This is a genomic window from Trichococcus patagoniensis (assembly GCF_003051085.1).
GTDB classification, from domain to species: Bacteria; Bacillota; Bacilli; order Lactobacillales; family Aerococcaceae; genus Trichococcus; species Trichococcus patagoniensis.
The window spans coordinates 97,022-116,866 of the sequence record NZ_QAOM01000001.1 but is presented as its reverse complement, the minus strand read 5'-3'; the positions used below and the strand labels follow the sequence as shown (position 1 = coordinate 116,866).

At 46.9% G+C, this 19,845-nt stretch carries 21 protein-coding genes; all 21 read right to left on the bottom strand.

The features are described from left to right. Window position 1: 1 nt before the first annotated feature. Entirely contained in the window at window positions 2-1,291 is a 1,290-nt protein-coding gene (ftsZ, locus tag C8U37_RS00605; RefSeq protein ID WP_108031335.1) for a cell division protein FtsZ, read from the bottom strand. A gap of 45 nt (window positions 1,292-1,336) precedes the next feature. After that, complete coding sequence (gene ftsA, locus C8U37_RS00600) at window positions 1,337-2,653, bottom strand: cell division protein FtsA (protein ID WP_108031332.1); 1,317 nt, start codon at window positions 2,651-2,653, stop codon at window positions 1,337-1,339. A 254-nt stretch (window positions 2,654-2,907) separates the two neighbouring features. Beyond that, window positions 2,908-3,852, bottom strand: a complete 945-nt coding sequence (locus C8U37_RS00595) for a cell division protein FtsQ/DivIB (RefSeq protein WP_108031330.1) — start codon at window positions 3,850-3,852, stop codon at window positions 2,908-2,910. 18 nt (window positions 3,853-3,870) lie between these two features. Beyond that, window positions 3,871-4,971: an undecaprenyldiphospho-muramoylpentapeptide beta-N-acetylglucosaminyltransferase gene (gene murG / locus C8U37_RS00590; RefSeq protein WP_108031328.1), complete on the bottom strand. Its 1,101-nt coding sequence runs from the start codon at window positions 4,969-4,971 to the stop codon at window positions 3,871-3,873. Window positions 4,972-4,986: 15 nt separating this feature from the next. Further along, the gene (gene murD, locus C8U37_RS00585) at window positions 4,987-6,375 is read right to left on the bottom strand and encodes a UDP-N-acetylmuramoyl-L-alanine--D-glutamate ligase (protein WP_108031326.1); all 1,389 of its coding nucleotides are present in this window, start codon (window positions 6,373-6,375) and stop codon (window positions 4,987-4,989) included. Between the two features lie 18 nt (window positions 6,376-6,393). Beyond that, on the bottom strand, window positions 6,394-7,359 hold the full coding sequence (gene mraY / locus C8U37_RS00580; protein ID WP_108031324.1) for a phospho-N-acetylmuramoyl-pentapeptide-transferase: 966 nt from the start codon (window positions 7,357-7,359) through the stop codon (window positions 6,394-6,396). Window positions 7,360-7,428: 69 nt separating this feature from the next. Next, window positions 7,429-9,588 (bottom strand): penicillin-binding protein, encoded by a 2,160-nt coding sequence (locus tag C8U37_RS00575; RefSeq protein WP_108031322.1) that lies wholly within the window; start codon window positions 9,586-9,588, stop codon window positions 7,429-7,431. Then, window positions 9,585-9,965 (bottom strand): septum formation initiator family protein, encoded by a 381-nt coding sequence (locus C8U37_RS00570; protein ID WP_108031320.1) that lies wholly within the window; start codon window positions 9,963-9,965, stop codon window positions 9,585-9,587. The genes C8U37_RS00575 and C8U37_RS00570 overlap by 4 nt, the downstream gene beginning before the upstream one ends. A 95-nt stretch (window positions 9,966-10,060) precedes the next feature. Further along, a complete protein-coding gene (rsmH, locus tag C8U37_RS00565) occupies window positions 10,061-11,011 on the bottom strand; it encodes a 16S rRNA (cytosine(1402)-N(4))-methyltransferase RsmH (protein WP_108031318.1) in 951 nt (316 codons plus the stop codon). Between the two features lie 8 nt (window positions 11,012-11,019). Beyond that, window positions 11,020-11,451, bottom strand: coding sequence for a division/cell wall cluster transcriptional repressor MraZ (mraZ, locus tag C8U37_RS00560; protein WP_086943378.1), 432 nt, complete (start codon window positions 11,449-11,451; stop codon window positions 11,020-11,022). Between the two features lie 136 nt (window positions 11,452-11,587). After that, window positions 11,588-12,631, bottom strand: coding sequence for an LTA glycolipid anchor biosynthesis glycosyltransferase, IagA/BgsA family (locus C8U37_RS00555; protein WP_108031316.1), 1,044 nt, complete (start codon window positions 12,629-12,631; stop codon window positions 11,588-11,590). Between the two features lie 33 nt (window positions 12,632-12,664). Further along, window positions 12,665-13,042: a DUF3397 family protein gene (locus C8U37_RS00550; RefSeq protein ID WP_170100135.1), complete on the bottom strand. Its 378-nt coding sequence runs from the start codon at window positions 13,040-13,042 to the stop codon at window positions 12,665-12,667. A 151-nt stretch (window positions 13,043-13,193) separates the two neighbouring features. Continuing rightward, complete coding sequence (gene rpmF, locus C8U37_RS00545; protein ID WP_086628343.1) at window positions 13,194-13,373, bottom strand: 50S ribosomal protein L32; 180 nt, start codon at window positions 13,371-13,373, stop codon at window positions 13,194-13,196. A 58-nt stretch (window positions 13,374-13,431) separates the two neighbouring features. Beyond that, a complete protein-coding gene (locus tag C8U37_RS00540; RefSeq protein WP_170100134.1) occupies window positions 13,432-13,989 on the bottom strand; it encodes a YceD family protein in 558 nt (185 codons plus the stop codon). Between the two features lie 94 nt (window positions 13,990-14,083). Beyond that, complete coding sequence (locus C8U37_RS00535; RefSeq protein ID WP_108031310.1) at window positions 14,084-14,788, bottom strand: aspartate/glutamate racemase family protein; 705 nt, start codon at window positions 14,786-14,788, stop codon at window positions 14,084-14,086. Window positions 14,789-14,829: 41 nt separating this feature from the next. Next, complete coding sequence (locus tag C8U37_RS00530) at window positions 14,830-16,047, bottom strand: carboxylate--amine ligase (RefSeq protein WP_108031308.1); 1,218 nt, start codon at window positions 16,045-16,047, stop codon at window positions 14,830-14,832. A 142-nt stretch (window positions 16,048-16,189) separates the two neighbouring features. Beyond that, complete coding sequence (locus C8U37_RS00525) at window positions 16,190-17,407, bottom strand: nucleotidyltransferase (RefSeq protein ID WP_108031306.1); 1,218 nt, start codon at window positions 17,405-17,407, stop codon at window positions 16,190-16,192. Window positions 17,408-17,463: 56 nt separating this feature from the next. Next, window positions 17,464-18,207 carry a class I SAM-dependent DNA methyltransferase gene (locus tag C8U37_RS00520; protein WP_108031304.1) on the bottom strand — a complete coding sequence of 248 codons (744 nt, stop codon included), beginning with the start codon at window positions 18,205-18,207 and terminating at the stop codon, window positions 17,464-17,466. After that, window positions 18,204-18,569 carry a ribosome silencing factor gene (gene rsfS, locus C8U37_RS00515; RefSeq protein ID WP_108031302.1) on the bottom strand — a complete coding sequence of 122 codons (366 nt, stop codon included), beginning with the start codon at window positions 18,567-18,569 and terminating at the stop codon, window positions 18,204-18,206. Before rsfS ends, C8U37_RS00520 begins: the two co-directional genes overlap by 4 nt. Then, a complete protein-coding gene (gene yqeK / locus C8U37_RS00510) occupies window positions 18,569-19,183 on the bottom strand; it encodes a bis(5'-nucleosyl)-tetraphosphatase (symmetrical) YqeK (protein ID WP_108031300.1) in 615 nt (204 codons plus the stop codon). The genes rsfS and yqeK overlap by 1 nt, the downstream gene beginning before the upstream one ends. After that, entirely contained in the window at window positions 19,170-19,796 is a 627-nt protein-coding gene (locus C8U37_RS00505) for a nicotinate-nucleotide adenylyltransferase (protein ID WP_108031485.1), read from the bottom strand. The genes yqeK and C8U37_RS00505 overlap by 14 nt, the downstream gene beginning before the upstream one ends. Window positions 19,797-19,845 lie beyond the last annotated feature (49 nt).

Genomic DNA, 19,845 nt, shown 5'->3' with positions numbered 1-19,845 from the left:
CTTATCTGCGTCTCTTGCGGAAGAAAGGTGGTGTATCCAATGAATCCTCTCCACCGTTTTTATCTTCTTTATTTTCGTGATAACGTGGATAATTATTTTCTGTTTGTTTGACAGGGTATTCTTCCGGCTCAGGTTGGACCGATTGGGGCGCCTGTTCTCTTACGTTTGTGTCTCTGCGGATATCCCAGTCGCCGAATAGGTCTTTGGCTGGTTTTTCTTCTGCTCGTTCAGTCGGAAGTTGTTTCTCCGGGTACGAAACAGGTGCGTTCCCTACTTCTTTACGCCCCTTAAAAGCACTGCCTCCGCGATTAGCGGTTTTTTTTTCATCTTTTTTTTTGTCATCGATTCCTGTAGCGATTACTGTAACGATAACTTCGTCGCCCAAGTTTTCATTGATTGAAGTACCGAAGATGATGTTCACTTCGGATGATGAAGCTTGTGCTACGATATCACTTGCATCTTGTGCTTCGAACAACGTCAAGTCTGAACCACCCGTGATGTTCAACAAGATCTGCTCGGCGCCATCGATGGAAACTTCCAACAATGGGGAAGAAATAGCTTTTTTGGTTGCTTCTGCTGTACGGTTTTCACCTGAAGCGATACCGATACCCATCAAAGCAGAACCTTGATCTTTCATGACGGTCTTCACATCAGCAAAGTCCAAGTTGACATATCCTGGAGCTGTGATCAAGTCTGAGATCCCTTGAACGCCTTGACGCAATACATTATCAGCTTCACGGAAGGCTTCCAGCATAGGCGTCTTTTTGTCGACGATTTCCAACAGACGGTTGTTTGAGATGATGACCAATGTATCAACGTTTGCTTTTAAATCAGCGATACCTTCTGCAGCATAACGGCCTCTTTTAGGTCCTTCAAAAGTGAACGGACGCGTCACAACACCGACAGTCAACGCGCCAAGATCCTTGGCGATTCTGGCTACGATAGGGGCTGCACCAGTACCGGTACCGCCGCCCATTCCGCATGTGACAAAGATCATGTCTGCTCCAGCCAAGGCTTCAGAGATTTGTTGTTCGCTCTCTTCTGCAGCTTTGCGGCCTACTTCAGGAACTGAGCCTGCGCCCAATCCTTTCGTCAATTTAGGCCCGAGTTGGATTCTTGTTTCCGCACTTGATGCATTCAAGGCTTGTGTGTCCGTATTGGCCACGATGAATTCAACACCTTTAACGCCTTCTTCGATCATACGGTTAACGGCATTGCTTCCTGCCCCACCGACACCGATAACTTTAATTTTTGCTCCATCACTCATGCTTGAATCGAATTCCAATTCCATTTCATTTCCTCCTATTTCATACCATTCTTTTTATGTTCAGCGTGATTATTCAAACAGATTATTGAACCAACGTTTTAATTTCCCGACTAAGCTTTCTTCGTAATGATCCTCATCGGCATAAGTCTCCTGTTCATAGACAGGTTCTTCGATGACTGTCGGTTGTTTCGGAGCTTTCGATTGCAAAGGGATCACTTTTCCTGTCACCTGTATTTTCCCTTTGGCAACACGGTAAATGTCATCCAGACCCGCAACATACTTGATCAGGCCGATGCTTGTTGCATAGATCGGATTGCGCATCCCCATCTGCTCCGGAATATACAGCTTGACGTTGATTTCAAAAATTTCTTTTGCCAAGTCAACGACGCCCGGCAATGCCGCTGCGCCCCCGGTCAGAACGATACCGCCGGGTAGGTCGCGGGCTTCCACTTTATCCAAGGCACGTTTGATGTTTTCGAAGATCTGCACAAGGCGCGCTTCGATGATTTCGGCCAGATATTTCTCATCCACTTTCACTGGTTCTTCTTTCCCGATCGTTTCGACAGGGAAAAATTCTTCATCGGACGCGTCTTCGGAAATGGCATAACCATATTCGCGTTTAACGCGCTCCGCATTTTCCAACGTCGTGTTCAAGATGATGGAGATGTCCTTGGTCACAAGATCTCCGCCCTCGGGATCAACAAATGAAAATTTCAATTGATCGTCGTGCATGACAGAGGCGCTTGTTTGGCCGCCACCCATGTCGATAAGGATGGTCCCGAAATCCCGCTCGCCCTTATTCATGGCTACGCTTGAGATGGCCAATGGCTGTACAACCATATCTTCGATTTGAAGACCCGCTTTTTCTACACAACGTTTGATGTTATGGATGATTGTTTTCGGACCAGTGATCATGCTTGCGTACAATTCAAGACGTACACCGATCATGCCTCTCGGGTCCCTGATGCCGTCGAACCCATCTACGATGAACTCTTCAGGGATGACGGAAACGATTTCTCTTTCTGGTGGAACGGAACGGACTTTTGCGGCAGCAAAGACGTTTTGCACATCCTTGTCTGTGATTTCCTTGTTTTCGCTTGCGACTGCATACATCCCGTGGCAAGGTTCGATGCTGATTTGATTGCTTGGTATGCCTACGATGACGTTTGATATCTGAATATTCGCTTTTCTTTCAGCTTGACTGACTGCACTGCGGATTGACTCGACCGTTTCATCGATATCAACGATGACGCCACGGCTAAGACCTTTGGAAATTTCATTACCGACTCCAATAATGTTCATTTGATCTTTCACATATTCTGCGACTACAACTTTTATTGAAGTGGTTCCAATATCTAGACTGACGTATATTCCTGAATTCTTCATGGTTTTATTGAAACCTCCGTTTGACATAATGGCTTGTGTAAACATCCGCATTGTTCCGAAAAAAATTGTCGGTTGCTGATACGTGATGCCAGAAAGCTATACCTTATCATTTTATCATAATAACTCTTCATTTACGAAGATTTTTACAAATAATTCTATCAGAAGGAAGTCTGACAAAAGTTATTCAATCCCTCAACAATGATCGGAATCATTGTTCAAGGATTGACTGCAAGTCAATCCTAATCTCTTTCAGCTCATTCGGCTGGAGTGGTGGAATCTGCCGAGGCGGACGCTTCCTCTTCCGTTGCTTGCGCAAAGGGCGTAAAGTAGACACCCACTTCAAGATCGATGGTCCCTTTCGTCTCGCCCAATTGGCTTACGATGTCAGGGTAGTATAAGATCTTCTCGGCAAAGGATGGCAAGATCGCCTTCACTTCATTCCCATCGTTCATATAGACCGTGATTGCATAAGGATTTTCTTCCGTTCCGGTATATTTGATTTCAGAGATGCTGTTCTGGACACTGTCCGTCAATTGCATATATTGTTCGAGCAGGTCCTCCAGATTTTGGTTCATTTCAAAGCTTGTGATGATCGGGTTATTCCCGATCGGAACCTTCAATTCCGTGTCTGCCACAGTGCCGTTCTCCAGGACATTATAATAGCTGCCGCCCGAATAAACATAGGCAATGGTTTCGTGTTCCGTCACATGGATCGTGACATCGTTCATGCCGCGCAACGTCACTTCCGCTGTTTTGACTTGGGACAAAGTATTAGTGATGTAGGCATGGATCTTTTCATCATTCCAGACGACTCCCAAGGCGGTCAGTTTCCCGGTGATATGGCTGGCATCGATGATGCTTTGTTCCGGAACATCTTCGGCCCCTTCCACATAGATGTCCTTGACTTTACCGTAGGGGGAAACCAGAAAACTGCTGCCGATGGCCCCCACCAAAAAAATGCTGTACCAGCCAAGGTACCCTTGTCGTTTGCCGGTTTTCGCGGTTTCGGAAAGGTTTTTCCTTGGTTTCAACTTCGCTTTTTTCTCTTCCAACAAACGATGGGTGCGGCCGTTTATTGTGATCTGCTGCTTTATCTGCGCCTTGTTTTGCCTTTCCGCTTCAGCAGTCGCGCGCTGCCAGGGAGTCCCTGCCGACGAACTCTTACTGTTCAGCTTCTGCCGGATTTTTCCGAAAACCATCTGGCCTCCCTCCCTTTCTCACTTTTTCAAAGCCAGAATGACATCGATGATCCGGTCTGATGCATCCGTTATGCCCATCTGTTTGGCTTGGAAAGCCATTTCTTTGCGTCCCGTTTCATTGGTCATCAGCTTGTCGATGGCGTCAAACAAGGATTGTGCCTGCAGATCCTTCTCAAGGATCATTTCGGCTGCCCCATTTTTCACTAGGCTTTCCGCATTTTTTTGCTGATGGTTGTTCGTGACATACGGACTCGGGATCAGGATGCTCGGCAAACCCAAAGCCATCACTTCCGTCAATGTGGTCGCACCGCTGCGCGATACAATCAAGTCGGTACGCTTGAACAATTTCGGCATGTCATGGATGTACGGCACAATCCGGACGTTATCCAAACGGTCCGGCAGCGCGCTGATTTCCTGCTCCACTGCTTTGTAGTGGACGTCTCCGGTAGCCAGCAGCACTTGATACGGCTTGTTTTTGAAGAGCGGGTAGGCGGCTGCGAAAGATTCATTCAGCTTCCTGGCTCCGCGGCTGCCGCCAAAAATCAAAACGGTCGGCACTTCTTCCTTCAATCCGTATTCCTTCAGGTCGGCGCTTTCCTTAATGGAGGCCACTTCCTGCGCCCTTGGATTCCCCGTGAAAACAATCTTCTCTGGATAGGCGGAGAAATCACCGCGGGCATCCTCAAAACAAATGCAGATGCGGTCCACAACTCTGCTCAAAAATTTATTGGTGACGCCTGCGACTGAATTTTGCTCGTGGATGATGGTCGGCACGCCCAATTTGGAGGCGGCATACAGGACGGGGGCGCAAACATAGCCACCCGTCCCGATGACGACATCCGGCTGGAATGCTTTGATGATTTTCTTCGAGTCCGAAATGCTCTTGATCATCAGGTAGACCGTCTTCAGGTTCTGAAGCGATAAACTCCGGCGCAGCCCTTGGATCTTGACGGATTTGAAGGCCACGCCAGCCTTTGGTACGATTGTGCTTTCCAAACCGCGGTCCGTTCCCACATAAAGGAATTCACTGTCCGGATATTTTTCTTTGATTCGGTTCATCAGGGCTAACGCCGGGTAGATATGCCCGCCTGTTCCCCCACCGGATAATACTATTTTCATAAGCACATAGGTTCTCTAGAAAGAACCATCCTCCTCACTCGTGGCTTTGACCAAGGAATGGACAACATCCGTGAATGTTTTGCCGCGCACTTCAAAATTTTTGTACTGATCCCAGCTCGCGCAGGCCGGTGACAACAGGATCGTGTCGCCTTCTTCGCTGTACTGGTAACTGATCGGAACCGCACTGGCGACATGATCCGTCACGACGATTTCTTTGATGCCGGCTTGCTCGCCTGCAGCCTTCAATTTCTCGGCAGTTTCCCCGAAGACGATCAACGTCTTCACATTTTCAAGAAAGGGAACGAGCTCTTCGAAGGTATTCCCACGGTCCAATCCTCCCGCCAACAGGATGATTGGAGTCCGGAAGCTGCTCAGAGCTGTTTTGGTTGCGAGAATATTCGTTGCTTTCGAGTCATTGTAGAATTTTCTTCCGTTGAGCTCGGCTACAAATTGGATCCGGTGCTCGACGCCATAAAAGAGATGGAAGGCTGATACGATAGCCTCATTCCCTACACCAGAGAGTTTCGCCACAGCGATCGCAGCCAGTGCATTTTCGATGTTGTGTTCGCCAGGAACCCTCAAATCGGAAATAGCCATCACTTTTTCGCCCTTGAAATACAGCGAACCTTCTGATGCATAGGCGCCATCTTCAAGAACCTGCGTACGTGAAAAAGGAATGATTTGCGCTTTTGAAAGCTGCGACATGTTACGCAATTCGGCTTGATCCCAATTCAAAACAAGATAGTCAGCCGCGGTTTGATTCTCGGTTATGCGCCACTTCGCTTTGACGTATTCCTTGCGCTCCCCATGATAATCCAGATGGGCTTCCGTGATGTTCGTGATGACGGCGATGGCAGGCCGCATCGCTTCGATACCCATCAATTGGAAGCTGGACAACTCCATAACAACATCGTCGTCCGCAGTCGCCACACGCGCCACTGCCGATGCTGGCACGCCGATGTTGCCGGCTTTATAGGCTTTCCCTATTTTTCTGCCCGCATTCAACAGGTCCGTGATCATCGTCGTGGTCGTGGTCTTTCCGTTCGTGCCTGTCACACCGATCAGGCGGCCTTCGAGGATTTCCGCTGCCAACTCGACCTCTGTCAATACGGGGATTCCCAATTCGAGGGCACGTTTGACCATCGGATTGTTGTACGGGATGCCCGGGTTTTTGACCATGAACGAGAAAGATTCATCCAACAGCTCGATCGGATGGGATCCAGCGATCACTTTGATGCCGGATGAAATCAACTCCTTCGCATCCGGATTGTCGTTCAATTCCTTTGCATCATTGACTGTGACCATTGCGCCGAGTTCAAGGAGCAGTTTGGCCGCATTCATCCCGCTGAGCGCCAAACCCAGCACCAATACTTTTTTGTTTTCGAATCGATTATTTGTTTTCATGTCTTTTTCTCCTTTCGCTTAGACAAGCAGCCACAAGGCTAAGATTGCAGAAAGCAGACCTACAGCCCAGAAAGTCAGGACGACGCGCCATTCGCTCCACCCGCTCATTTCGAAATGATGATGGATCGGCGACATCTTGAAGATGCGTTTGCCGCGCAATTTGAAGGACCCTACCTGCAGCATGACGCTGGCTGTTTCAATGACGAAAACAAGGCCGATCAGCAACAAGGACCATTCCAGATGCAACGCCAGCGAAACGACGGCGAGTCCTGCGCCCAACGCCAACGAGCCGACGTCGCCCATAAAGATCTTAGCTGGTTTCTTATTGAAAAAGAAGAAACCGATCAGGCCGCCCACGATCGCAATACAAAACAGCAATACTTCCAATTGTCCTTGGCGGTATGCCAATATGCCGTACGCGGTATAGGCGATGCCTGCTGTGCCGGCAACCAATCCGTCCAATCCATCGGTCAGATTCACAGCATTCGAAAAACCTGTGATCCAGATGATCGTAAATACAGCGAACACCAACCAGTTGTGGATCTGTCCAAAGAAGGGGATTGTGATCAATGGATCCGAACCCGACAAGTAGAACAGTGCGACGAAGACGAAAGACCCCACCAATTGCGAAATGAACTTCTGCTTGGAAGTCAGCCCTTCATTTTGTTTTTTGAATATTTTCAGGAAATCATCCAAAAAGCCGATAGCTGCAAAAAACAACAGCACGAACAGCAACATAGCCAGCTTTACGGTGAGGACTTCCTTCCAGATCGCTGTCCCGATAACGGTAAGGATCGCAGCGATGATGAAGACGACCCCTCCCATCGTCGGTGTGCCGCTTTTGACTTGATGCCATTTCGGGCCTTCTTCCCTTGTGATCTGTCCGAATTGTTTCACTTTAAAATAGCCGATGAAAATTGGCATCATGCTGATTGTAATGGCAAAGCTGATCGATAAAGGCAACAGCATTTCTGTCCAATGCATATGATTTCCTCCTAATAGGTGTTTAACATTTTTTGATTGATTGTTTTTATGAGTGTTGTTTCTGAACGCTTACTCCAAAATGATCTTGACTTCCGTAGCAGCGTTCAGGATGGAACCCGTCTCCAGACTCTGGAAAACCACATAGCCTTCCCCTTCAAAAGTGAAGTTGATGCCTGCGATTTCTGACACTTTCAGGACATCGTCTTTTGACCAGCCGTAAACATCAGGCATCGTCATCGCACCTTCCGTCATGAGGATCGCCTTCTGGTTTGTGATTGTCTGTGTCCCGGCGTATGGATATTGTTGGACGATCCGGCTGCCGCTGCCGATGATTGCTGTATCATTATAGCCGACAGCAGTCAGGGCCGCCAACGCCTCATCTTTGGACATAGTTGTCACTTCAGGCATCGACGCTTGATTGACGTCTCCGGTCACTTCTGTATTCAGGTTGTCATACTCGATTGCCCTTGTCATGAATGGATTGAATATTTCCGACAAATACTTGGAACCATTCAGGCTGTCCAAGTTGGCAGGCCGTTTCATGGTCAAATACAGGATGTAGCTGGGATCATCCGCCGGCGCAAATCCGACCACCGAATAAAGATAATTGGAGTAGCCGGTGTAATATGCGCCTGTTGTGGAATTCACCACTTCTGCCGTACCCGTTTTGGCAGCGATCTCTGTCCCTTCGATCTTGTAAGCCTGTCCGGATCCATTCTCGTTGTAGACGACTTCTTTCAGGTAGGTCAGTACCGTCTGGGCGGTTTCCGCCGTGATCGGGGATCCGACTTCTTCCGGTTCGTTAACGGTGACCTCGCCCGTATTCGGATTTTCTGTGCGATCCAGATAGTTCAGTTTCATCATGGTGCCATCATTTGCGATTGCCGTAAATGCTTGCATCAATTGGAAAGGCGTAACCGTTACCCCTTGTCCGAATGCCGTATTCGCCTTTTCCAGCGGATACGTATAGCTGTAATTCCCAGTTGCTTCATTTTCCAGTCCTGAATCGGTTGATTGGCCGATGCCGAAAGCTTTCATATAGGACTCCCAAACGTCGTAACCCATCGTTTGCACCAGTTTCACGAAGGCCACGTTGCTTGAACGGGCCAATCCCTCGAGATAGGTGATATTGCCCCAACCGTCCTTATTGTAGTCACGGATGGTTCCGCCTTCCACTTCCACACTGCCGGAAGCGTACGTCGCAAACGGGCTGAATACCCCCTCGTTCACTGCTGCCGCCAAAGTCAAAATTTTGAAAGTGGAACCCGGTTCGTACGTATCCTCCACCAACAGATTCTGCCACTGGGCATCAATGCCATCTTTTGTCGTGGCGTTGAAGGTGGGCCGCTGGGAAGCCGCAAGGATCGCACCTGTATCCGGATCGACCAACATAGCTGTCATCGATTCCGGTTCGGCCTCTGCATACACTTGCGACATCAGGCTTTCGAGATAAATCTGCAGGCGACTGTCGAGGGTCAGATAAAGATTATCGCCTTCGACAGGCTCCTTTTCCTGAATCTGCGTTCCTGGAATCAGATAGCCCTTGGAATCTTCTTGATAAGTGACTTCACCATCGCTGCCGTCCAGCTCATTATCGTACAGGGATTCTATCCCCATCATGCCGACCAATTTCTTTTCTTCGTTTGTGTCTGCTTCTTCTTCGCTGGCTGAACTTTGCGCAAAACCGACAAGATGGGAAGCAAAAATCCCGTTCGGATAAAGCCTGGATGGCGTTTCCTCAAAAGTGATGCCCGGAAGGTCTTCCGCTTCAATGCTGGATTTGGTCGCATAATTCAGGTTCGTTCCTGCGCTTCCGAATTCGACCTGCTTCAAGGCCCCTTGGTTCAGGATGGTCAGAATGTCTTCTTTGCTCATGCTGATATATTGTGCCAGTGCTTCAGCTGTCTTTTCCTTGTCGACGATATGATTCGGATTTTCTGTATCTTCACTCCATTCATCGGTCAAAACGGCCACCAACGAATAAGAAGTAGCATCCAAGGCAATGGGATTACCACCTATGTCATAGATGGTACCTCTTTTTGCGGCAAGGATACTACTTCTGGTATATAAATTATTAACATGCTCGCTTAGATTCTCGCCATTTACCTTCTTGGTGATCATGATCATAGAAAAACGAAAAATAAATACAAGAAATAGTAAACCTGTCAAACCAACCATGATACGAGTCATTTTTTTTCGATTTCTTTGAGGATTAGCTGTTTTTTTCATCGCGTAACATTCCTAACGTTTGCTTCATTCATTTCCAGACCAAGTTCTTTTGCTATCTCGATGATGCGATCGTATCTTGAAAGTTCTTGGACTTCCTGCTCCAAGTTTTGATTTTCTAAACCGATCGCAACGCTATCATTTTGTAAGTCCTGTAACGCTCTGTTCTGATTGGAGAGGGTCACTTGTGTAGCCAGTGACAGCAGCAATACGACCAATGCGCTGAACAGCGTGATGGTGATGGCAAATTTTTCAAGTTTTACATATTTATCTCTAACGGCTTTGTAGCCTTTCGGTTCAGGCTGGCCTTGTTTAGGTTCTGTCAGTTTTTTCGGCAGCGTCGGTTCTGCTATCGCCGCCTTATATTCAGGTAATGCCACTTAATCCTCTCCTCCCCCGCAATAAATAGTGCAACTCAGGCACAATTTATTCGTTCCGACTGATGATCTTTCGTTACCGAGCTGCGGTGCCCCTGTTAATTCTTGACTCTTTCGATGACACGCAATTTTGCACTTTGAGAACGCGAATTTTCACTTAATTCCGCCTCGTTGGGCATGATTGGTTTGCGGCTGATCAACTTGTAGTCTGCTTCATATTCCTCGGGAAGAATAGGCAACAGCAGCAAGCTTTCCTCTTTCGAGCTCGCTTCTTTGAAAAGAACTTTAACGATCCGGTCCTCCAAGGATTGGAAGGAAATGACGCTCATGCGCCCTCCGATGTTCAGCATCTTCAAGCCATCTTCTATCGAATCTTCAATAGCGGATAATTCGTCGTTGACTGCGATGCGCAACGCTTGGAAAATGCGCTTAGCCGGATGTCCGCCTTTTCTTCTGGCAGGTGCAGGGATGCAGTCTTTGATGATTTCGACCAGTTCGCCGGTCGTCTCGATCGGTTGGGTTTCCCTGATTTTTTCGATTTTGCGGGCAATCTGTTTTGAGAATTTTTCTTCGCCATAACGATAAAAAATCTTCACTAATTCACCAAAAGGCCACTCATTCACAATGACGCGGGCCGTCAATTCCTGTTCTTGGTCCATGCGCATGTCGAGTGGTGCATCATAACGGTAACTGAACCCTCTTTCAGCTTGGTCCAATTGCGGGGAAGACACTCCCAAATCATACAGGATGCCGTCCACGCCAAATACATCACGGTCTTCCAGTTCTTCCTTGATATTCCGGAAATTGGCCTTGATGAGTGTCACCATGCCTTTTTCGATATACGTCGCCAACGTTGCTTCAGCATTTTCGATAGCGATACGGTCTTGGTCAAAGGCATACAGATGCCCATTTTCATTTAATTTTGATAAAATCACGCTGCTGTGTCCGGCACCACCTAAAGTGCAATCGACATAGATGCCATCTGGTTTGATGTTCAAACCATCGATGGACTCTTTTAACAACACGCTATAATGTTCAAATTTTTCCATTTTTACACCTACAATCCAAAGTCGATCATCGTTTCAGCAATATCTTCGAAGTTTTCGGCAGCCTCATCAGCAAATTCTTCCCACTTCTCGTTGCTCCATATTTCAATACGGTCGGCTACTCCGACAATACGACATTCTTTTTCAATTTTCGCATAATCCAATAATGTTTGAGGGATATTGATGCGCCCTTGTTTATCCAATTCAGCTTCCATAGCGGCTGAATAGAAGAAACGGGTAAAAGCACGCGCATCTTTTTTGGCAAGGGGCAGCTGTTTCAATTTCTCTTGGAGCAGCTCCCATTGGCTTAACGGATAGCCGAACAAACAGCCGTCCAAACCACGGGTGATGATGAACGTATCGCCTAATTCCTCACGAAATTTTGCGGGCATGATCAATCTGCCTTTAGCATCTATATTGTGTTTGAATTCGCCCATCAACATAAAGACACTCGCCCCCACCTTCAAATATGTTCTCAGTCTACCACATCCCCCCACTTTCCACCACATTTTCCCGAACAATTCATAAAAAAAACAAATTGATTTCGACAAATAATCGAAATCAATTTGTTATCATCTATCATTTTGTTTGCGGGACCGATATTTTGCTTTTATCGGACTTATGTAACTGGATGGCAGTTTCGTAAGCACTCCTCAATTCCGAACCGATGCAGCTGAGGTCCTTCTGGCGTATATGCTCCTGGCTTGCAGCCTTCAAAGAAGGCAGGTCACCTTCCAGAATGCCGCTGATCAACCTTCGGAAATCGTCATTCGTTTTGCCTTTGTAGACGTGCTTGCCATCGACCAGATCATCTTCATAAATCGGTATATCCCGGATCAGAATCTCCTGTCCCATGGCAAGAGCCTCCAGAAGGACGATTCCTTCCGTTTCTTCGTAGGTTGGAAAGAAAAACAGATCAGCACCGCAGTATGCGTTCCGGAGCTCATCAGGAGCCACATAACCGGCAAATTGCAGATTGGGTAATTTTGTCTCTACCGCTTCACGGATTTCTCGCGGAACTTGATGGAGGTTCAAGTACCCGAACCAGATGAACTGGTAAGCAGGCATCGATTTAGCTAAGGCGACAAAATCAAGGATCCCTTTCCGTTTGATGTAAAGTCCGACAGACATGACGACCTTGTCTGTTGCTTTATACCCGTATTTCTGGCGGAAAGACGCACCCATTTCCGCAGTCGCTTGGTAAAACGACAAATCGATTCCGTTCGAAATCGGTATGATCGGTTGTTGCAACCCCGCCCGCTGCAGCAATTTTTTGGAATAAGGGGTTGGCGTCAAAACCACATCCCCATGGCTGTAGCAGTGCAGAATCCACTTACTGAAAAGCGGTGCAGCCGCATTTGAGAAGATAAAAGAATTCTGGAAGTCCTCCTTTGTGGAGTGGGCATGATAAACAATCGGTTTCCCCTGCTTTTTAACTTTATGCAACAGACGATAAGATTGCCCGAAGTAGGTATTGATGTGCATCAGATCAAAATCATCTCTGTAATCTGTCGTAAAAGATATTCCTTCCAGTGTGAGAGCTTTTTTCTGGTGCTCGATGGCTCTGCCTAAACCGGATTTCCCGATGTATTTCATGCCTTCAGAGTACAATAATACTTTCATGTTTTCGTGCCACCTCATTCTTCAATTTTCGGACTAGCCCCTTACAAGGAAATAAATGCGCAACAGCACCAACATGTAATAAGAAAGCAGTGCCATCAAAAACAGTATTTTTATGAAATAACGATAGAACCGCTTCGGCTGATGGATCTTTTTGCGTTTGTCGAAATACAGCGTCTGCAGCAGACCGACGACGCAAGCCGCCAGCAGAAAGTGCGGCAAGAGTGAATACGTCAAACTGTAGACACTCAGCAGATGGATGCCTACGAACAAAAACGGCAACACAACATCCGCAACTGTCACTTGGATAATTTGTTTGTACCTGAGATACGACCTAAAAAATTTATTGATCAGAATGATTTCTAAAATCGGAAAAACATACAACAGAATTTCAAAATAGTGGAAGTTTTGCATCCCAACGCTCCTTAACAAAAATATGGCGTATATGCCCGCATACATACATTTTACATCATTCCGGAAAATTATGCCTCCTTGAAAAATGAGAACAAAAAAAGCCAGCAGAAAATTCATTCTGCTGACTGGAATTGCGGATGGCATTTCAGGATTAGCTTTGTTTTTCGATAACTACTTCTCCGTCATAGTGACCGCATGATGCACAAACGTGGTGGCTCTTTTTCAATTCGCCACAGTTAGGGCATGCGTTCAAGCCTGGAATTGATAACTTGAAGTGCGTACGTCTTTTTGCTTTTCTTGCTTTAGATGTTCTTCTTTTAGGTACTGCCATTTCCTTACACCTCCCTGTACTAATCGCTGTATTTAGTTAAAAATCAGCGTCAAAAATTTCACTCTGTTTTTTCTTCGTCTTCTAACAGGGCCTTCAGACCAGCTAATCGCGGATCGATCTGGTCGGTTTTTTCCTCTTGTCTCTTTCTTGCGAAAGATTCTTCGGAAACAACTTCCCATTCAGCGCCACTAGGCATTTCCTCGGACACCATCTCTTCCGGCGTGAAGACTTGTAGAGGCAGATTAAGCAGAATGTTGTCCTCGATAGCGGGGACCAGATTCACTTCATCACCTTCAAGCGGCAACACGACTTCCGCAGGGGTATCCTGCTCGAGATAGAGTGATTCACTTTCAGTGTACACTTCTTCGATTGCTAATTGCAAGGGTACATCAACTAATTCCAACGACCTTGACGAAGGCAGGGTAATCGTTAAATCGATTCGGAAATTGGCAAGCACAGAATGATTTTCGTATAATAAGAAACCTTCCGCCTTAATCGGCGACACTGCTTTGATTTCATTATTTCTTTGCATCAATGAACTTTCCCGGTCTATCATCCGAGAGAAATAGTACGGTTCACCACGATGTTCTTGTAATTCTTTTAATGGCCACTTCATTTCCATCACCCCTAAAATAACAAATTGAATTATACTAGTGAAAAAAAACTTTGTCAATGTATTTTCCTTTACATCAAAAAAGGAAAACGTTTTTTTACACTTTTAATTCTTTGGCCAACGCGATTGTTTTGTCCAAAAGCACCTTTTCCGCGTCGACGATCGGGTAGCGTTGTTCTTCATCTTCACTGTTCATCAATGAAACTTCCGTGCAACCCAACAGCACAATGTCCGCACCGCAATTTTTGAAATCTTCCAAAATTTCGTAATACAAAGGGAAAAATAAATGCGATCGCTCTTTGATGTAATAATAAATCATTTTATTGATCTTGTCTTGTAATTTTCTGTCCGGCAATACCACTTGGTAGCCTTTCTCAACGAGCCGATTTTCGTAGATGCGGCTCTGATGCGTTCCCTCTGTGGCAAATAATCCGACTTTTTTTGCGCCCTCATAGTGTTCCGCAATATAGTCGACCGTAAGATCGATCATATTCAGAATCGGAATATCCGTTTCCTTTTGAATATCATCGAAGAAATAATGGATAGTATTGCAGGGCATGATGATGAATTCTGGCTGAAGAAGATTCAACATATGAACATCTTCTATCACCGCTTCCACCGGATTCGGTTTGGTCGGATCCAAAATATATTCCGTACGATCTGGAATATCAGCGTGATTCATCAGAATGTAATTGAAATAATCTTGGTCGTTTTCGGGGAAATGACGCTTATTCATTTCAACAAGAAAGTTGGTCGTCGCCAGCGTTCCCATTCCTCCAAGAATACCAAAAAATTTTTTCATACTTTCTCATCCCTCGTTTCCCGTTTGTTTCTTGATTCAGCTCATTCCTCTGGCGGATGCTCTCTGAATTTTTTGTAATAATTGAATTTGGAAGCCAGCACATAGAATTTTCTTTTCGGGCTGACTTCAAAAGGCGCATCCAAAGGGTGCACTACTTTCCCATCTTTGTACAGCTCTTTTACTTTTTTCCGCAATACATCGGACTTGACATACTTCAGCAAAAGATTCTTTGGTGTCATAGTGAACAAGGCTTCATTCGTGTTGATCGTGACCCCAAGTTTTTTCTTGGCTATGTAATCTTCAACATAGTATTTCGCAACATTATTCCCGCTGGCGGTAACATAATAGTTGCTGACGCCAAGACGCCCGTTCAATTCAAAGAAAACATAGTCATCTTTGCGCTCATCGTACTTCACGTCAAAATTGGAGAAACCATAAAACTCGGTTTCCGCAATCAGTTTTTGAACGGAAGCAACAATCTTCTGCTCTTCCCTTGCCCAAATCGTCAGGTGGTTTCCGATGGCGGATGGCGTATGGTCTTCCAAGAGGATATGGCCGAACGCAATCAGCTTGATTTCCTTGTCCCTTGGCGAGGTGTAGACCGTCACGACACCAAGATAGGTGTCATCGCCGGGCACGTACTCCTGCAGGATCAGGTTGTCTGTGTAGCCGTTGTCGCGCACTAAATGATAGATGCGTTCAAGATCTTTTTCATCCCGTCCGATGAAGACTTTTTCTTTGCCTTCAAAATGCAGCCCCTGGTACAGGATGGCGTTCGAAGGCTTGATGATGATCGGAAATTCAAACGGCAAGCCCAGTGAAAATTCATCCATGACTACAGTCTTAGGATAAGGAACACCTGCTTTTTCACAGATGGCGTAAAAACTTTCCTTATTGGTCGCCCGCAGGAAGACATCTTCATCCACATATGGAATGATCCAATCATCACTGAAGCGGTCCTTCGTTCGGATCAACAGTTCTGCATAGCGATCGTCTGCCCCGAAGATGATTTTTTTCATATTCGGATAGTCACGGCCGATTTGCTGAATGGTCTCAAAAAAATGATCCAGGTCATCGATTCCCGGTTGGATGTAATGCTTGATGATGCGGGAATTGCCGATAGGGCCTATGATCATCGGGCTGATAAGATTCGTTTTAACTTGATACGCTTCATAGAAAGCTCTCGCCAAACTATAGGCTCCTCTGTTCCCCCCTACGATTACGGGAACGAAACTGACGGAGTTGGCTTCTTCGCTCATTTGATTGTCCTCCTTAGTGCCTAGAACCGAACATTAAAGGCTCTAGCATCTATTAACCTATCCATTATATTTCTTTGATTGTGGCCAGTCAAACGCTTCTTGCGATTTTTCATTAAAGTTTTCATTAATTTTTTTAAAAAACTTAGTCCTGATCCCTCGGCTCGTTGCGGATGTAAATGGGCGACCGGGTGAAATTCTGTTCCTCCAAAACCGGAATGGCTCCCAAACGATAGATGCGGTCACTCCTGATTTCCAGTTGCAAGTCCGCTGTATATGGCTCACGCAATTTCGTGATGATAGGGGTCTCCGTGTTTTTTTTCAAGATGTTCAGATAGCGTCTTCCGGCTTCCGTAAATCCGAGCAAGCGGATAGTACCTTCTTTTTCCTGGAAAGTAGTCGCTTCCGCTTTGGTTATCCCCAACAGGATATAGGAACAGATCCGCTGCAGCCGGGCCCAGGTCCAACGCTTGTTCTTCATGCGCCGAATGAAGGCCATAAAATCAGCTGCATCCTCAGCCTCTTTTTTCAATCTGTATTCGATGCCTTCTTCAACTTGATAGATGTTCCGGAGTTCCGCATGCGAAAGCAGCATGAGCTGATATTGCAGCATCACCCAGTATGGCGCCCAATCAAGCAGAGGACGCCTTTCCAGCGCCTCTAACGTCGCTCGCGGCACAAACCTGCCAATGTCCTTCCTTTCGGTTTCTTTTCCGTGGTGGAGTGACCATTCGCGAATGGCGGTCCCGCTTGCGAATTCTTGTCCGAAAGCATCACTGTCGTTGTGTCCGGCACCGCGCCTAAGCACGATGGCCGTTTCCATCGGTTCGGGGAATTGTTCATTTTCTTTGACATACGCCAATCCAAGCTGATTATTGGGCGTTGAAAAGGAAATAGCAGAACCTTGTGGGCGCAAGACTTCGGCAATGGCCGTTTCCATTTGCGCAGCATAGGTTCTGCCATCATTTCGGTAAGTCTGAAAAATCCGATCGATTTCCGATTCGTGTTCTCGCAAGAAGCGGCTGTGCGAAACGAAATCTTCCGCTGTTCCTTCTTCAGCACCGAATGCAAAGGCATCGCACTGCATCGCCTGCAACAAGCGGATGCCTGCTTTTGCGAACAGATCCGCGGACTGCACACTCCCCAAAATCGGCATTTCCACGACGATGTCGGCACCGTTCCGCAACGCGATTTCCGCACGCGTCCATTTATCCAACAGAGCGGGCGCGCCCCTTTGGACAAAATTGCCGCTCATTGCGACAACCATGACATCGCTGTTGGTCATCCGTCTGGCTTCCGACAATTGATAGCGGTGACCGTTATGGAAAGGATTGTATTCTGCGATTACACCACAGGCTTTCATCGAAGCGCCCCCTTTGGTTTCATTGTATGGTTTCGCAGTTTTTCACCTTGGCTTGCTTAAGCTTTTTTGCAGGCAAAAAACCAGCGCGGACTTTCCTCGCGCACGTCAGCTTCACCAAATTCGGCTGTAGCCGTCACATCGGTGAATCCGGCTTCTTCAAGGAGCCGCTTGTAGACTTCCAACGGGTACGTTCGTTCGCGATGGTATTCCGAATGGCGTTCAAACAATTCCGGATTGTTCTGGGATCCCACGAAGAAAGTCAAATCATGTTCGACACTGTTCGCGGCATCGCCGGCAAAACTTTCCCAGAGGAAGGCTCCCGCTTCATCCTGATAGATGTATTGATATCCCGGAAAAACGTTATTCACTTGATGCATCGAGTGGACGTCGAACAAAAAAACACCGCCAGGTCCGAGATTCCGGATGACGCTTTGAAAGACTTCCGCCACTTCAGCTTCATCAGACATGTAGCAAAGCGAATCGGAGAAGCACGTCACGACGTCAAAATCCCCCATCGGCTCCAATGAACGCATGTCCCCTACCGCCAACGCAAGCGTAACGCCTTCTTCCTGCATCCGGTTGTATGCAAGCGAAAGCATTTCGTCGGAGAGATCAACCCCCGTTACCCGATGGCCTTTTTTCGCCAATTCCACTGCAATCTTCCCTGTCCCGCATGCCAATTCCATGATGTCCAGACCGGATTTCCCGGCTGTATATTTTTCAACATAAAGAAGCCAGCTGTCGTAGACAGACTGGTCCATTATTTCATCATAGTAATGGGCAAAGATGTCGTAACTCATTGCTCAGTGACCATCCCCGAGATGTCAACCATTGGTGCATCACTCCATAATTTTTCGATGTTGTAATAGCCGCGTTCCTCATGGTTGAATACATGCACGATGACGTCGTTCAGATCGATCAATGTCCATTTGCCTGAATCTTTGCCTTCAACATTTTTGACTTCACCTTTGTTTTTGGCAACACTCTGCACGATTTCTTCCACGATTGCAGCGACTTGCTTTTCATTACGGCCGTTCATGACGACAAAGTAATCACCGATCGATGTCAAACCGCGTACATCCAATGCCATGATATCCTGAGCCAATTTGTCATCTGCTGCTTTAACCACTACTTCCAATAATTCTTCACTTGTCATTTTCATTATGATTTCCCCACTTTTCTTTGGATCCAACTGTTGTAGACATAGATTGTGCCGGGATAAATCGGCAGTTCTTTCTTCACCAGATGGATGATTGTTTTTTCTATTTTAAAATAAGCTGCCTCATCCAGGCTGTCCTCAGCCAGTTTTCTGGCTTCGTCTACGCCCTTGAATGCGCGTCCCGATTCGATGTAATCGGCGATGAAGAGGACTTTCCCGAGCAGCGTCATCATCTCGCCACCGATTGTATGCTGGCGGATCGCGTCAAGGATGTCCTCATCCGTGATTCCGAATACCGTTTCGGCATAATAAGCGCCGACAGGTCCGTGCATGATTTCGCTGCCGTAACCGGTCATTTCGCTGGCCATCCCTTTGGACAGGACGATTTCCTTCAGGCTTTCTGCAGCATGTTCTTTCGCGTAGTCGTGCAGGAGAGCGGCCAACGAACAAGCTTCCACGGATGCACCATATTTTTCCGCCAATTGGATGGAACAGGCTTCAACCCGCAGCACATGCTGGAAACGCGAGGGCTTCATCTGTTTTTCCACTTCCGCCAAAATGGCTTCCCGCGTCCAATCCGTATAGATTCCTGTATATGCAAGCTCAGTATTCGTCATCGAGATAGAGTCCTTCTTTCAAAATGTAGTCTTTGACGTCCTCTTTCACCAAATAACGGATCGAGCGGCCGGTTTTGACCATCTTGCGGATTTCCGTCGAACTGATGTCGATCAACGGCGCATCAACCCAAATGATCGGATAGATGCTTTCCCTTCCGTATCCCGGCCTGGCGACGCCAACGAACTGCACAAGTTGCACCAATTCATCGATGCGTTCCCACTTCGGCAAGTATTCCACCATGTCACCGCCGATGATGAAATAATAATCGGTGTCGGGATGCATGGAAGTCAATAGTTTCATCGTATCGATCGTGAAGCTCTTACCGCCCCGCTCCAACTCGATTGTTTCGATATCGAACAGCGGATTGCCCGAAATGGACAACCGCACCATCGACTCGCGATGCTTCGCCGGGATCGATTCTTTTTCATCGACATGAGGGGGCTCGGCATCGGGCATGAAATAGATCTTATCCAAGCCGAGTTGTTCCCCAACCTGCTGCGCGACGATCAGATGGCCTAAATGGGGCGGACTGAAGGTCCCTCCCATGATGCCGATGCGTTTCCGGTCCTGGAAAGCAATCTGCGTCTCGACCTCGGTTTCTTCGATGATCATATAATCCGTTTGTCCGATCAAATTTAAAGTTGTGATCAATTTTTTCTCA